The sequence below is a fragment of the Roseibium album genome (genome assembly GCF_965233825.1).
Lineage (GTDB): Bacteria > Pseudomonadota > Alphaproteobacteria > Rhizobiales > Stappiaceae > Roseibium > Roseibium album.
In genome coordinates, this window is sequence record NZ_OZ247583.1 from 4722264 (window position 1) to 4736502 (window position 14239).

12 protein-coding genes are annotated in these 14239 nt (G+C 56.6%); 4 read left to right on the plus strand and 8 right to left on the minus strand.

Annotated elements, in window-relative coordinates; genetic code table 11:
- Positions 1-21: 21 nt before the first annotated feature.
- The 3 genes from ACO6TI_RS21585 to ACO6TI_RS21595 are packed head-to-tail and all read right to left on the minus strand — an operon-like array spanning position 22 to position 4182.
- On the minus strand, positions 22-318 hold the full coding sequence (locus tag ACO6TI_RS21585; protein WP_422383350.1) for a hypothetical protein: 297 nt from the start codon (positions 316-318) through the stop codon (positions 22-24).
- Between the two features lie 43 nt (positions 319-361).
- The gene (mfd, locus tag ACO6TI_RS21590) at positions 362-3847 is read right to left on the minus strand and encodes a transcription-repair coupling factor (protein ID WP_422383351.1); all 3486 of its coding nucleotides are present in this window, start codon (positions 3845-3847) and stop codon (positions 362-364) included.
- Between the two features lie 17 nt (positions 3848-3864).
- Entirely contained in the window at positions 3865-4182 is a 318-nt protein-coding gene (locus ACO6TI_RS21595; protein ID WP_055120520.1) for a succinate dehydrogenase assembly factor 2, read from the minus strand.
- A 249-nt stretch (positions 4183-4431) separates the two neighbouring features.
- Here ACO6TI_RS21595 and recG point away from each other — a divergent pair, with 249 nt between their 5' ends.
- Together recG and ACO6TI_RS21605 are read left to right on the plus strand one after the other, a co-directional pair.
- Entirely contained in the window at positions 4432-6534 is a 2103-nt protein-coding gene (gene recG, locus ACO6TI_RS21600; RefSeq protein ID WP_422383352.1) for an ATP-dependent DNA helicase RecG, read from the plus strand.
- Positions 6535-6571: 37 nt separating this feature from the next.
- Positions 6572-6949 carry a hypothetical protein gene (locus ACO6TI_RS21605; RefSeq protein ID WP_422383353.1) on the plus strand — a complete coding sequence of 126 codons (378 nt, stop codon included), beginning with the start codon at positions 6572-6574 and terminating at the stop codon, positions 6947-6949.
- Here the strand turns inward: ACO6TI_RS21605 and ACO6TI_RS21610 are convergent, their stop codons facing one another.
- Complete coding sequence (locus ACO6TI_RS21610; protein ID WP_055120514.1) at positions 6950-7687, minus strand: DUF502 domain-containing protein; 738 nt, start codon at positions 7685-7687, stop codon at positions 6950-6952. It lies immediately after the preceding gene.
- A gap of 144 nt (positions 7688-7831) precedes the next feature.
- Between ACO6TI_RS21610 and ACO6TI_RS21615 the strand changes: the two genes are divergently transcribed.
- On the plus strand, positions 7832-8224 hold the full coding sequence (locus tag ACO6TI_RS21615; protein ID WP_408010250.1) for a YbaN family protein: 393 nt from the start codon (positions 7832-7834) through the stop codon (positions 8222-8224).
- A 64-nt stretch (positions 8225-8288) separates the two neighbouring features.
- On the opposite strand, the gene ACO6TI_RS21620 is transcribed toward ACO6TI_RS21615, so the two are convergent.
- The 3 genes from ACO6TI_RS21620 to glmU all read right to left on the minus strand — a co-directional run bounded on the left by ACO6TI_RS21620 (position 8289) and on the right by glmU (position 12025).
- Positions 8289-8726, minus strand: a complete 438-nt coding sequence (locus ACO6TI_RS21620) for a GNAT family acetyltransferase (RefSeq protein WP_104701768.1) — start codon at positions 8724-8726, stop codon at positions 8289-8291.
- 3 nt (positions 8727-8729) lie between these two features.
- A complete protein-coding gene (gene glmS / locus ACO6TI_RS21625; protein WP_422383354.1) occupies positions 8730-10556 on the minus strand; it encodes a glutamine--fructose-6-phosphate transaminase (isomerizing) in 1827 nt (608 codons plus the stop codon).
- A 110-nt stretch (positions 10557-10666) separates the two neighbouring features.
- Positions 10667-12025 (minus strand): bifunctional UDP-N-acetylglucosamine diphosphorylase/glucosamine-1-phosphate N-acetyltransferase GlmU, encoded by a 1359-nt coding sequence (gene glmU, locus ACO6TI_RS21630; protein WP_422383355.1) that lies wholly within the window; start codon positions 12023-12025, stop codon positions 10667-10669.
- Positions 12026-12206: 181 nt separating this feature from the next.
- On the opposite strand from glmU, the gene ACO6TI_RS21635 reads away from it, so the two are divergent.
- Positions 12207-13424 (plus strand): hypothetical protein, encoded by a 1218-nt coding sequence (locus ACO6TI_RS21635; protein WP_422383356.1) that lies wholly within the window; start codon positions 12207-12209, stop codon positions 13422-13424.
- A 64-nt stretch (positions 13425-13488) separates the two neighbouring features.
- On the opposite strand, the gene ACO6TI_RS21640 is transcribed toward ACO6TI_RS21635, so the two are convergent.
- Positions 13489-14229 carry a cytochrome c biogenesis CcdA family protein gene (locus ACO6TI_RS21640; RefSeq protein ID WP_055120502.1) on the minus strand — a complete coding sequence of 247 codons (741 nt, stop codon included), beginning with the start codon at positions 14227-14229 and terminating at the stop codon, positions 13489-13491.
- Positions 14230-14239 lie beyond the last annotated feature (10 nt).

Here is a 14239-nt window from a genome sequence, read left to right on the forward strand (position 1 = left end):
TCGCTCAAACCAGCTCGATTTTCATGGAGCGATGTCCTCAAAGTATCCGATTGGAAACCACACGCCACGAAACACCATCGGTTTCATATTAGGAACAACATGATTTTGGTCCAGATCGTCAATCTTCACAGCTCTTTTGAATACTGAAGGAGTTGGTGGCTTGTTCCCTTTGAACGGACCATGCTGCAACAAGAAAAATGCGTCTTTGTCGCTTTCCGCAGTTATTCCAACACCATATCGGCAGTTCGCTGGGATTGCATTTTGATCGGAATCCGCAAATTCAAACCAAAATGTTGTCAAATTTGGGTTCTTTATCAAAGCAAACCTCTCGCATCTCGCTTCTAGGTGGTCAATTCTTCCCCTACGCAGCTGCCAGTTTCGACAGCTTCGTCAAGATTGTGGCCGTGCCCTTGAGCCGCGAATCTGTCTTTTCCCAGTCCCGGGTCAGCACAACACGCTGATCCGGACGGATCTTGGCAAGAACTCCCTGCTCGGCGATATAGGAGACGAGACCGGCTGGATTGGCAAACTCGCTGTTGCGGAAAGCAACGACGATGCCTTTCGGCCCCGCATCCACCTTCTCCACATTCGCCTTGCGGCACAGCCCCTTGATATAGACGATCTTCAACAGGTGCTGGACCTCTTCGGGCAACGGGCCGAACCGGTCGATCAGTTCCGCACCGAAAGCATCGATTTCCTCGGCCTCCGTGACATCGCCCAGCCGTCGGTAGAGTTGCAGGCGCAATTGCAGGTCGGCGACGTAGTCGTCCGGTATGAGCACAGGCGTGCCGATGTTGATCTGCGGCGACCATTGCTCCTCGCCGAAATCGGCACCGCCATCCTTGAGCTGAGCCACCGCCTCTTCCAGCATCTGCTGATAAAGTTCGAATCCGACTTCCTTGATATGACCTGACTGCTCTTCGCCGAGCAGGTTCCCTGCCCCGCGAATATCCAGATCGTGGCTGGCAAGCTGAAAACCGGCGCCAAGCGTTTCGAGCGACTGCAGGACTTTCAGGCGCCGTTCCGCTGTTGCCGTCAGCGTTTTGTTGGCCGGGACCGTAAAGAGCGCATAGGCCCTGGTCTTTGACCGGCCGACACGGCCGCGCAACTGGTAGAGCTGTGCAAGACCGAACATGTCCGCGCGGTGAACGATCAGCGTGTTCGCGGTCGGAATGTCCAGTCCCGATTCGACAATCGTGGTGGACAGGAGAACGTTGTATTTGCCCTCGTAAAAGGCGTTCATCACGTCTTCAAGCTCACCCGGTGGCATCTGGCCATGAGCTACAGCAACCTTCAGCTCCGGTACCTGCTCTTCCAGGAATGCAAGCCGGTCGGCAATGTCCGAGAGCCTCGGACAAACGTAAAAGCTCTGCCCACCGCGATAGTGCTCCCGAAGCAGAGCTTCGCGCACAACCAGCGGATCGAAGGGCGACACGAAGGTCCGTACCGCAAGTCTGTCGACCGGCGGTGTTGCGATAAGCGACAGCTCACGGACACCGGTCAACGCCAGCTGCAGCGTACGCGGGATCGGTGTCGCTGAAAGCGTCATCACATGGACGTCGGACTTCAGTTCCTTCAGCCGTTCCTTGTGCTTGACCCCGAAATGCTGCTCTTCGTCGATAATCAGGAGCCCGAGATCGCGGAACTGGATCGACTTCCCCAAAAGCGCATGCGTTCCGACCACGATATCGATTGACCCGTCGGCGATACCCTTCTTGGTCTGGGTCAGCTGCTTCGTCGGCACAAGTCTTGACGCGTGACCGATATTGATCGGAAGGCCGTGAAAACGTTCACAGAAGGTCTTGTAATGCTGACGCGCAAGCAACGTCGTTGGAACAACAACAGCGACCTGGCGTCCTGACATCGCGGCGAGGAACGCCGCACGCAGCGCCACCTCCGTCTTGCCGAAACCGACGTCGCCGCAGATCAGGCGGTCCATCGGCCGGCCGGAGGCCAGGTCGTCAAAGACCGAATCGATGGCGGTAAGCTGATCGTCGGTTTCCTCGTAGGGAAATCGCGTCGCGAATTCGTCATAAACCCCGTCCGGCGTTTCGACCACGGGCGCGGTCTTCAAGGCGCGCGCGGCGGCCGTCTTGATGAGGCCGTCGGCGATTTCGAGAATACGTTTCTTGAGCTTCGCCTTCCGCGCCTGCCAGGCGCCACCACCGAGCTTGTCCAGCTGGGCTTCCTGATCTTCCGAGCCGTAGCGCGACAGAAGTTCGATGTTTTCCACCGGAAGGTAGAGCTTGTCACCACCCGCATATTGCAGTTCCAGGCAATCGTGCGGCGCCCCCACGGCTTCGATGGTCTTCAGCCCGACGAACCTGCCTATGCCGTGTTCGACATGGACAACAAGGTCCCCTTCGGAGAGGCCTGTGGCCTCCGTGATGATATTTGCACCCTTGGACTTGCGGCGGGACTTGCGCACCAATCGGTCGCCGAGAATGTCCTGTTCGCCGACAAAGGCAATCTCCTTCAGCTCGAAACCGTGTTCGATGCCCAGCACACACAATGCGGAGGTTTTGTCTGGAAGCTGTTCCGCTTCCCTCAGCGTGTCGACCTCCTGCACGGAACCGAGGCCGTGATCGCTCAGGATCTGTCCCAGACGGTCGCGAGACCCGTCTGACCAGCAGGCGATCACCGTTCGTTTGCCTTCAGACTGAAGATCTCGCACATGCGTTGTCAGGGCGTCGAAAATATTGACGTCTCCTGCAGCACGTTCCGCGGCGAAACTGCGGCCCTGCCTGCCTGCCAGCTCAATAACGATCTTGCCGGTTCCCGGCGGTGGCGTGAATGGATCGAGCGCCGCGCTGGCCCGATCCGCAATCGCGGACACCCATTCGCCTTCTGAAAGGTAAAGTCTCTCGGGCTCGATCGGCATGTAAGGCACAGTGCCGGAACTGGTCCCCAATTCCCTTGCGTCCTGACGCGCCTTGTAGTGCTCCGCAATCTGCTCTGTACGCTCGCGAACAGCGTCCGCTGCGTTTGTGTCGAGAACGATGGGCGTATCGCCGATATAGTCGAAAAGCGTTTCAAGTCGTTCGTGGAACAATGGCAACCAGTGTTCCATGCCCGCGTATCGCCGACCGTCACTGATCGACTGATAGAGCACATCATCACGGCTGGTCGCGCCAAAGCTTGCAAGATATGACCGGCGGTATCTTGAGATTGCCTCGTCTGAAAGTACAACTTCACTCATCGGAACAAGATCAAGCCGCTTGAGCTGCTTCGACGTACGTTGTGTTTCGGCATTGAAAGAGCGAATTGATTCCAGCGTATCGCCAAAGAAATCGAGTCGGACCGGTTCTTCGGATCCCGGCGCATACAGGTCGATGATGCCGCCGCGCACCGCATATTCACCCGTTTCCCGGACCGTCGGCGTACGGGAGAACCCGTTCATTTCCATCCAGCCGGAAACAGCTGTCATGTCGACCTGGTTGCCGGGCGCCATCGAAAATGTCTGTTCGGCCATGAACCCGCGTTCCGGCATCCGCTGAACCGCAGCATTCAGCGTTGTCATCAGGACCGTCTTTCGGCCGCCCTGAATTCCACGCGCCAGCATACCGAGCGCCAGCAATCGCCTGGCGCTGATCGACGGGTTTGGCGAGACCCGGTCATATGGCAGACAGTCCCAGGCGGGCAATTGCAGGATCTCGACGTCGGGCTCGAAAAACGCCAGCGCCTCGCTGACCATGGCCATGCGGGTCGCGTCGCGTGCCGCGAACACCAGTGCAAGACCGTCATTCTTGCTTTCCGCAAGCAGTCTGGCGAGCGCATAGCTTTCAGCACCATCGGGAACACCGGCCAACGTGACGTTGGTCTGGTCTTTGAGCAGGCTGTCAAACACAGCAAAACGTCCTGTTGTTATTTGGCGAAACCGGCCGGGCCGGCCACATCGTGATAGGCAATTATACGTCGGTAAAGCGGACCGTCCCATTCCGCCGGCAAAGGCTTGCGCCCGGTCATCCAGGCATAAAGGTCCTGATCGGGCGCGGTCAGAAGATGTTCCAGTTCCAGGAGCTCATCTTCCGAAAGATGGTCGATTTCAGCATTGGCGAAGCCCCCCAGAAGCAAGTCCATTTCCTTCATGCCCCTGTGCCAGCAGCGGAACAGTATCCGCTTGCACCGGGGATCGCGGTCTTGCTGTATGGGCTCTTCTGTGCTGCCTGTCGGATTGGACATGAGTGGCCTATCTGAAAATGAGCCGGCAGGGACTGGAGACGGGGTGTCTCTACAGATTGCCGACCCGGTGTGAAATCGTGACGGTTATATAACGCTGCAAAAGAAGATTGTCAGCGCTTTCTCGACTTTGAACGCAGTTATTTGTTCACATATTGTTCTACCTGTTGCACCGATCGTTCGCTTCATGGCAAAACAGACACTGTGTTCCAACAAGTGAGCACTGCAAAAGGATAGGTCCTTTAGGAAAAGATGCGCCCGCCGATCCTCGACCCGCTGTTTGCCCCCGTCTCAACACTGCCCGGGATCGGACCCAAGATCGCCAAGCTGGTCTCGGGCCTGGTTGGTGGCCAGCCGGACAGGGACGCGACGGTTTCGGATCTTCTGTTCCACATACCGCACAATCTTATTGACCGGCGGCACCAGCCGGGAATTGCCTACTCAGAAAGCGGTGACATCGTCACCCTTGATGTCACGATCGGCCGGCATCAAGCACCACCCAGAAACTCCAAGGCACCCTACAAGATCCCGGCCCATGACGAGACCGGCGAGATCAGTTTCGTATTCTTTCATCCACGCAGGGACTGGCTGGAAAAGACATTCCCCGAAGGTGAGCGGCGTATAGTGTCGGGCAAGGTCGAATGGTTCAACGACCGCCCGCAAATGGTACACCCGGATTATTCGCTCAAGCCGGAAGAGGCCGCCGAAATGCCCTCGATCGAGCCCGTCTATCCCTTGACGGCTGGTGTTGCATCCAAAACGCTTCAGAAAGCCATGCGCGCCGCTCTGGAACGTGTTCCGATTCTTCCTGAATGGCTCAACGATGCGCATCTGCGTCAGACTGGTTGGCCGGACTTTCGCGATGCCTTGCAGACGCTGCACATGCCGAAAGAGCGCCAGGACATGGAACCGCAATCAATCTACATGCAACGTCTGGCCTATGACGAGCTGCTCGCCAGTCAGCTCGCGCTAGCGATGGTCAGGGCCAATATGCGCCTGCTCGGCGGTATCGCCCGAAAACCGGACGGCGCCTTGCAGCAGAGCGTCATCGATGCCCTTCCCTTTCATCTGACGGACAGCCAGTCAAATGCCATCAGGGAAATCAACGAGGACCTCGCAGAACCTACCCGGATGCTAAGGCTCCTCCAGGGCGATGTCGGTTCCGGAAAGACTGTTGTCGCCCTTGCAGCGTTGGCCCAGGTGATCGAAACAGGTGCTCAGGGCGGCCTGATGGCACCGACCGAAATCCTTGCGCGCCAACACTACGCCTCGATGACGCCGCTGTGCGAGAAGGCCGGCATCCGTCTCGCGCTGATGACGGGCAAGGACAGCCAGAAGCAACGACGCCTGCTCCAGGAAAGACTGGATGCAGGGGAAGTCGATCTCGTGGTCGGAACCCATGCGCTATTTCAGGGCTCCGTATCGTTCAAGAACCTTGGCATGGTCGTTGTTGACGAACAGCACCGTTTTGGCGTCCACCAGCGGCTGGCCCTCTCGGGCAAGGGCCAGGGGGTCGATGTCCTGGTGATGACCGCAACTCCCATTCCGCGCACGCTCGTCCTGACCTGTTTTGGCGACATGGATGTTTCCCGCCTCACCGAAAAGCCTGCCGGACGAAAACCGATCAGGACCGTCTCCGTGTCGCTCGACCGTCTGGACGAGATCATCGCGCGCGTGGGCGCGGCTATCTCCGAGGGTCAAAAAGTCTACTGGGTGTGCCCGCTTGTCGAGGAATCGGAAAAGATCGACCTCGCAGCCGTTGAAGACCGACACCGCGTTCTGGAGCACGCGCTAAGACAACCCATCTCTTTGGTGCATGGCCGCATGGGCGCGGACGAGAAGGACAGTGCAATGTCCGCCTTCAAAAACGGAGAAACAAAGGTACTTGTTGCCACAACGGTGATCGAGGTCGGGGTCGACGTTCCGGACGCGACCATCATTGTCATCGAGCATGCCGAGCGTTTCGGCCTTGCCCAGCTTCACCAGCTCCGCGGACGGGTCGGGCGCGGTGACAAGCCATCATCCTGTGTCCTGCTCTACAAGGGCCCATTGGGCGAAACTGCTGGTGCACGCCTCAACATCATGCGCGAAACCAATGACGGCTTCTTGATTGCCGAAGAGGATCTCAAGCTGCGAGGAGGAGGTGAGATCCTTGGTACCCGCCAGTCAGGCACACCTGGTTTCCGCATCGCGCGAGCGGACGAGCACGCCGATCTTATGGAAGTCGCCCGCGACGACTCGAGGCTCATCCTGGAAATGGATCCGGAGTTGAAGTCCGAGCGCGGCGCGGCGCTTCGATGCCTGCTATACCTGTTCGGCAGAGATGCCGCGATCAGGTTGTTGAGAGCGGGTTGATCGTCGGGAATTTTTTGTGAAACACTGGTCTGAGATCGTGTTTCAGGAGCCGGTATTGATTTCCAGAGATGAAGCGCGGGCAATCGCGCAAAAACGCATTGATACCTGGAATGCTAGCAACGCAGATTTCGTAGCACGGCTTGATGTAGATTTACCTGTATGTGTTTTGTTCGAAGCGCCTTTGGCAGAAGGCGCTGACAGGCTGTCGGCAATCAAGGCGATCCGAAACTCCATCGGCTGCGGTCTGGCCGACGCTGCACAGAAAGTTGAGCTTTGCTTTCTGGGCGCAAGACCGACAATCGATTGCCGAACCCGCGCGCACGCGATTGATCTCGCATCAGAGCTCAACGGAATGAATATCCTCGCAAAACAGTTACCCGATGAAGAAACCTTCAAAGCCGATTGTCAAAATTGATCAGGCACTCTCCCTGTTCCGGATCTCTTCCAGTTTTTCCGGTTCGGCAATGACATCTTCCAGGATATCCGGAAGATCAGGACTGACAAGACCCGCCGAAATGACCAGTTTCGCCGCGTCTTCAACACCCATGCTGAGTTCGATGATGTCTTCCTTGGGCACGAAGAGCAGGAAGCCGGATGTCGGGTTGGGTGTCGTCGGCAGGAAAACGGAGACTGTCTTTGCCGTGTCTTTCAGACGCTTTGCGACTTCTCCTTTGGTTTCCGTCGAAATGAAGACGATAGCCCAGAGCCCCTTGCGCGGATATTGGACAAGTGCCGCCTTGGTGAAGCTGTTTCCGCGTTCATCAAGCACTGTCTCAAATATTTGCTTTAAGCCACTGTAAATATTGCGAACAAGCGGCATTCTTCCGACCACTCCTTCGCCGAAAGATATCATGCTCCGCCCCAGGAAATTCGCCGCGAGGAATCCGACGATCGTCAGAACGAAGATCGCAACGATCAGTCCGAAGCCGGGTACAGGAAACGGCAGGTAGGTTTCTGGATTGTAGACCTTGGGCACGAAGGGCTTCACCCAGCCGTCAACCCACTTGATAAAGGTCCAGGTCAACCAGAGTGTGATACCGATCGGGCCGGTGATCACGAGGCCGGTCAAAAAATAGTTTCGCAGGCGAGTTGCCGCACCCGGCCGATGGCCTATGATCGACGTGTCATCTGATTTATGTTTATTGCGGCTCATGGATGCAACCTGACTAGGGTCCTTTTGAGTACTCGTCTTACCGTGTAACACACACTAGATAATTATCTTTATCTCGGTGCGGTATCCTTGGCTTGACTTATTTTTCAGCGATATACCCTAAAAATGCCGATTGCGGAGGCTGGATTGCGGCGGATCACATTCAAACTTCTGGGAACCGGATGTGTAGGCATCGGAATCGCCGGCGCTTTTCTGCCGCTCCTACCGAGCACAATCTTTTTCATCATGGCCGCCGCCTGCTTTGCCAAGTCCTCTCCGGCCCTTGAAGCGAAGATACTCGATCACCCTGTATTCGGTCCGCCGGTGATCGCATGGCGGGAGCATGGTGCCATTCAGCCAAAGGCAAAGGTGATTGCGATCATGGGCATGATATTCGGATATGCAATGTTCTACTGGTCCGCTTCGCCTGCTCTCTGGCTCGCCGTGATCGTGGCTCTCTTCATGATCGGCAGCGCGGCCTATGTGCTTTCCCGCCCCTCCGGACCCAAGGCACAGACCCCGGGTGCATCGCCAGGTTAATGTTGGGGCATTGAGAGTCGGGCTGCTGGCACGCCAACAAACAACAGATGCAGCAGGGATAAGATCAATCGTCCGGAATAAGGCGTTTTCCAAGCGGCATCGCAGCGTCCTGTGAAAACCCGAGATCCTCATAAAAACGCAGTACGGCCTCATTGTCGCTTCGTACGAACAGATTGATTTTGGGGCAACCGATTTCCAGCAGAAATGTTTCGCAATACTCCATCAGCTGCTTGCCAAATCCCCGCCCCTGAAACTCGGGATCAACCGCCAGGTAATAGACAGATCCCCTGTGACCGTCATAGCTTACCATCACCGATCCCACGACACGCCGTCCGACAAGAAGAACAGGAAACCTGCCGTTCCTGTCGGTAAGTTTCCTGTCGATATCCTTGCCCGGATCGTTCCAGGCGCGCACAAGCCCGCACTTGGCCCAAAGTGCCAATACGTCTTGCCGGAATTGTTCTTCGAAGGGCACGATTGCCGTTTGATTTTCAACAGACATCTGTCATTCCACCGTCACCGACTTTGCCAGGTTGCGCGGTTGGTCGACATCCGTTCCCATGAAGACAGCCGTGTGATACGCAATCAGCTGCACAGGCAAGGCATAGATAATAGGCGCCACGATGTCGGACATGTCCGGCATAATCACCGTGTTTTCAGCCGCTCCGCCGCTTTCCTCCGCGCCCTTACGATCTGTGATGAGCACGATCCTGCCGCCGCGAGCAGCCACTTCCTGCATGTTGGAGACGGTTTTTTCGTAGATCGAGTCATACGGTGCGATGACAAAAACCGGCATATTCTCGTCGATCAGTGCAATCGGTCCGTGCTTCAGCTCACCGGCGGCGTAACCTTCCGCGTGGATGTAAGAGAGCTCCTTCAGCTTGAGTGCACCTTCGAGCGCAAGCGGGTAGTTTGTCGAGCGGCCGAGATAAAGAGCATTGTCCGCTTTGGACAATGGCTGCGACAGTTTCTCGATTTCGCTTTCTGCGGCAAGTGCTTTCAAGGCCAGGCTCGGAATTTCGGTAAGTTCCGAAACGAGTTCCTGCTCGCGTTCGGCCGACAATACGCCACGCTCCCTGCCGGCATGAAGAGCAAGCGCAGCCAACACCGCAAGCTGACAGGTGAAGGCCTTGGTCGACGCGACACCGATCTCCGGACCTGCAATGGTCGGATAGACCATATCGGCCTCCCGCGCGATCGTGCTTTCCGGCACATTCACCACGGCACCGATCGCTGCACCGTTCTCCTTGCAGTACCGCAATGAAGCGAGCGTATCCGCGGTTTCTCCCGATTGTGAAATGAAGAGCGCCGCATCATTCCCGCTCACAGGGGTCTCCCGGTAGCGAAACTCGCTGGCAATATCGATTTCGACAGGCAGGCGGGCGTATTTCTCAAACCAGTACTTGGAGACTAGACCGGCAAGGTAGGCCGTTCCGCAAGCTGAAATTAGCAAACGGGATAGCTTGTTGAAATTGAGTTTCTCTGCACCGGCGACGTTCGCCGTGTTGGTGGTGTAGTCGAAATAACGGGACAAGGTGTGCCCGAGCACTTCCGGCTGCTCATGGATTTCCTTGGCCATGAAGTGCTTGTAGTTGCCCTTGTCCATAAGGCTGGAGGTGACCGACGATTTTGCCTCGGGACGCTCGACCGGTGAGTTGTCGCGATCGAAAATCTGAACCCCATCGCGCGTCAGGACTGCCCAGTCCCCTTCATCCAGATAGGTGATCCGGTCGGTGAAGGGAGAAAGGGCGATCGCATCCGATCCGAAGAACATTTCTCCCTCACCGTGACCGATAGCCAGTGGTGATCCCTTTCGTGCACCGATCATCAGGTCGTCCTCACCTGCAAAGAGCAGTGCAAGCGCAAATGCGCCCTTCAGACGCGGAAGGGTCTCCGCGACCGCCTCCCTGGGAGACAATCCCCTCGTCCGCGCAAGGTCGATCAGATGTGCAACCACTTCCGTATCGGTATCGGTGCTGAGCACGGCACCTGCGCCAACGACTTCGTCACGCAGTTCAAGATAGTTTTCGATGATACCGTTGTGGACGAGTGCCACCGATCCTGCCTGATGCGGATGCGCATTGGACAAGTTCGGAGCTCCGTGGGTCGCCCAACGGGTATGGCCGATGCCGGACGTTCCGGAAAGTGGTGACCGTTCCAAAGCGGCCTCAAGATTGCGCAACTTGCCTTCGGCCCTTCGGCGCACGAGGCCGCCATCGATCAGCGTCGCGACGCCGGCAGAATCATAGCCTCGATATTCCAGGCGTTTCAGTGAATCGACAATGCGCGGGGCAGCTTCAACATTTCCCAGAACACCAACAATGCCACACATTGAAAAATCCTTCTCAAATCATCGAAAACTGCCCTCCTTTAGACGAGGGAACACTTCCAATGGAAATAAATACGTGTTTCAGAAAATGACAGAACCGGGTCGCGAACTCCTTACCTGGACTTCGCATCCTTTTCGCTCTGCAACCTGCTTCGCAGCTGCGCGGCCTTGCCTTCCTTGACGATCTGTCTCGATCTTCCGAACGCCATCGCATCTCCTGGAACATCATCCGTGATGACGCTGCCGGCAGAGACAAACGCGCCGGCATTCAATTGCACCGGTGCCACCAGCGTGGAGTTGGACCCGACAAAACACCCCTCACCGATCTCCGTTCGGTGTTTGAGATATCCATCGTAGTTGCAGGTGATCGTTCCGGCGCCAATGTTGGATCCGGAACCAATGGTGGCATCACCTATATAGCTGAGGTGATTGGCCTTGGCCCCTTCCCCGAAGGTTGCGTTTTTGACTTCAACAAAATTGCCGACCTTGGTCTTTGTGCCAAGCACGGCTCCGGGACGCAAACGTGCATATGGACCAACAACGCTTCCGCTTCCAACGTCTGCCCCTTCAAGATGGCTGAAGGCACGAATAGTGGCACCAGAAGCAACTTTCACGCCGGGAGCGAACACGACGTTCTGTTCGACTGTCACACCCGTTTCGAGGATCGTGTCATGCGAGAAAAACACGGTATGCGGTGCCAGAAGCGTGCACCCGTTTTCCAGGGCGGCAAGACGCATCCGGTTCTGGAAATCTTCCTCGCACGACGCCAGCTGGGCTCTGGTGTTGATACCTTGTGTTTCCACTTCGGAGCCGGCAACGGCAACAACCTTCAACCCTCGCTGATTTGCAATCTCGACAGCGTCGGTCAGGTAGAATTCGTTTTTGGCATTCTTGTTGCCGACACTTTCCATCAGGGCGAGTGCATGTGCGCCCGAGAATCCCATGATGCCGGAATTGCAGAAGGTTGTTTTCCGTTCTTCTTCCGAAGCATCCCTTTCCTCGCGGATAGCAACGAGCCTGCCATCATCGATGAGAAGACGGCCATACCCGAGTGGTTCGGGAGTTTCGAACCCGAGCACGACGAGATCTGCTCCTTCCGCCAATTGCCCGCGTACTTTTGATATGGTCCCGGATGTGACGAGCGGTGTATCGCCGAAAATCACCACAACATCATCTGCCGCGCCTTGCAAATCCGATTTGGCGGCAAGCGTTGCATGCGCGGTTCCAAGACGTTCTGCCTGGACATGGCAATGTGCCGTCGGCATCAGTTCATGCACCAAAGATTCGAGATTCGGCATATCGGGACCGGTAATGACGGAGACGCGTTCCGACCCGGCTTCCTCGAGCGCTTTCAAAACATGACCAACCATCGGCAGGCCACCAATCTGGTGAAGGACCTTGGGCATGTCCGACTTCATCCGGGTCCCCAGACCTGCGGCAAGTACAATTGACAGGCAAGTGCGTGCGGTCATGAAAATTCCATCTTTAACAGTGCGCGTGCAAGACCAACGGGCGGACCTCTATATGCCCCGATCCACAGAACATTGAAAGATCTGACCGGTAGGGCATTTCCGTTTTTGTTTCGTTAACCATAATGAACCTCAGATGCAGTATCGTTATTCAGATTCGCCATCAGGATCCGGAAAAGACGCCTTGTTCGAACCACAGGCCCCAAAAACGAAACGCGCAGTTGTCCGGGACACGTTCACGTCTCCGCGGATCGGTATGCTGTCGTGGGCTTTTGCTGCCATCCTGATGGGCACAGTCGGAGTTGCTTCCTATCAGTTCAGCGGTGGATCCTTTTCACCGGGAATGGTTTCGGGTGTGGCTCCCGCCGGAATGCGCCTTCCCGACAACGGCAGTGTCGAGACGACGGCGTCGATCGGAATCAACAATCCTGTCGCAGTAATGAACTTGCCCGGGAGCCAACAGCGTGGCGTCGCGTCAAGCATAGAGCAAAGCCAGATCGAAGTTCTTCAACGGGAAGTCGTCGGGTTGCGCAGACGTCTGGTGGCGCTGTCGGAGCAAAACCTGATCTATTCCAGGCGCATTGCAGCTCTCGAGCAGGAAGTTGCCAGAACCAAGCTCGCTTACGCCGGCAAAACCACATCCGCAGAAGAATTGGCTGCCATCCAGGAAGTTGTCCCCCGCCCGGGAATTGTCGTGACAAAAACACCTCGGAAACCTGTGATCGCGAAGCACGAGCCAGCCATGCCTTCGGCAAAACCGACATCGAATGCGGTGGGCCAGGTTCAGAAAAACCTGAACTCCGATCCGATGAAGGCTGATCATGCAAAGGCGGAGCCCGTTCCCAAGGCGCAGACTGACGTTTCCCGACATCTTCCTCCGCCAGAAACCATTCCGGCTCCTGAACTCGGCACCGAAGAGCCGGTGCGGATCATCACACAATCCAGAAATGAAAGCGCACCCTTGACGACGGCATCCATACCGCCGGTCGTTGACCAAGAAACTGAGACATTCAACGAGATCCCGACGCGCTCAGGACTCGCACCCAAAGTGGTCACACCTTCGGACCCCGCCGGTCAGATCCGCGGTGGTGGAGACAGCCAGATAAAGCGCAGCGACTTTGGCGCCGTCATCGGCCACTACAGGACCAGCGCCGGTGCGGCGAAGGCCTGGGCGGATTTCAAGGAACAGAATGAGGATCGTATGCGGGATCTTCGCCCTCTGATCAGGGAGAGGCAAGCACCTGAAGGCGGCGTCGCGCTGATGATAGGCCCGTTCGCAAACGCCGCGGACGCTTCTGTCGCCTGCTTGCGCCTGCTGGATACGACCGAGGTGTGCCGACCTGCCCTTTATGCAGGCGACCCGCTGGTGACCGCCGCCGAATTCAGGGATAGCGCGTTTTGATCACGCGCCTTGGCTCGCTGTAAAAAAGACAATCGAACAACGCTCATCCCTGAAGTATCGCTCCTTAGCCGACCGCCTGAAGCACGGGAAAGGTCTCCAGGAGCCAATAGGACATGCTCGCCATATGCCCGCTCAGGAACAGAATTCCTGTCAGAACCAGCACACCGCCCATTGCCTTTTCAACCGCTCCCATGTGCTTGCGGAACCGTTTCATGAAACCGAGAAACGGTCCGGCGAAAAGGGCCGCCAGTAGAAAGGGAATACCAAGCCCGATCGCATAGGCACTCAGCAACAGAGCGCCCTGCCCGACCGTGTCTTCAGTACCGGCGACAAACAGGATCGCTGCCAGGATCGGACCGACACACGGGGTCCAGCCAAATCCGAAAGCAAGGCCGATGACATAGGCCCCGAGAGCTCCTGCCGGTTTCTTTTCGACGTGAACACGCGCTTCCTTGTAAAGAAGACCGATGCGGAAAACGCCAAGGAAGTGAAGCCCCATGACGATAATCGCCGCTCCGGCGATATATCCGAAATAGTCGAGATAACCTCTGATAAACTGACCAAGGAAACTCGCGGTCGCTCCTAAAATGACGAAGACGGTCGAAAACCCGAGCACAAAGAAAACAGCGCTGAAAAACACCCTGCGCGACGCCGTTTGATCTTCGTCGTCTTCTCCGGTCAACTGATCGAGCGACACGCCGGCCAGGAAACCGAGATAGGGCGGAACAAGCGGAAGCACACAAGGAGACACAAAAGACAAAACCCCGGCAAGCAGGGCCCCAATTATCGTCACGTCCTGGATCATTTGTACTTCC

Coding starts and splice junctions, on each gene's coding strand:
- ACO6TI_RS21610 (WP_055120514.1), bottom strand. CDS start 7,687: ATGAGCCGCAATAAACATAAATCAGATGACACGTCGATCATAGGCCAT.
- glmS (WP_422383354.1), bottom strand. CDS start 10,556: ATGTGTGGCATTGTTGGTGTTCTGGGAAATGTTGAAGCTGCCCCGCGC.
- ACO6TI_RS21595 (WP_055120520.1), bottom strand. CDS start 4,182: ATGTCCAATCCGACAGGCAGCACAGAAGAGCCCATACAGCAAGACCGC.
- glmU (WP_422383355.1), bottom strand. CDS start 12,025: ATGACCGCACGCACTTGCCTGTCAATTGTACTTGCCGCAGGTCTGGGG.
- ACO6TI_RS21640 (WP_055120502.1), bottom strand. CDS start 14,229: ATGATCCAGGACGTGACGATAATTGGGGCCCTGCTTGCCGGGGTTTTG.
- recG (WP_422383352.1), top strand. CDS start 4,432: ATGCGCCCGCCGATCCTCGACCCGCTGTTTGCCCCCGTCTCAACACTG.
- ACO6TI_RS21620 (WP_104701768.1), bottom strand. CDS start 8,726: ATGTCTGTTGAAAATCAAACGGCAATCGTGCCCTTCGAAGAACAATTC.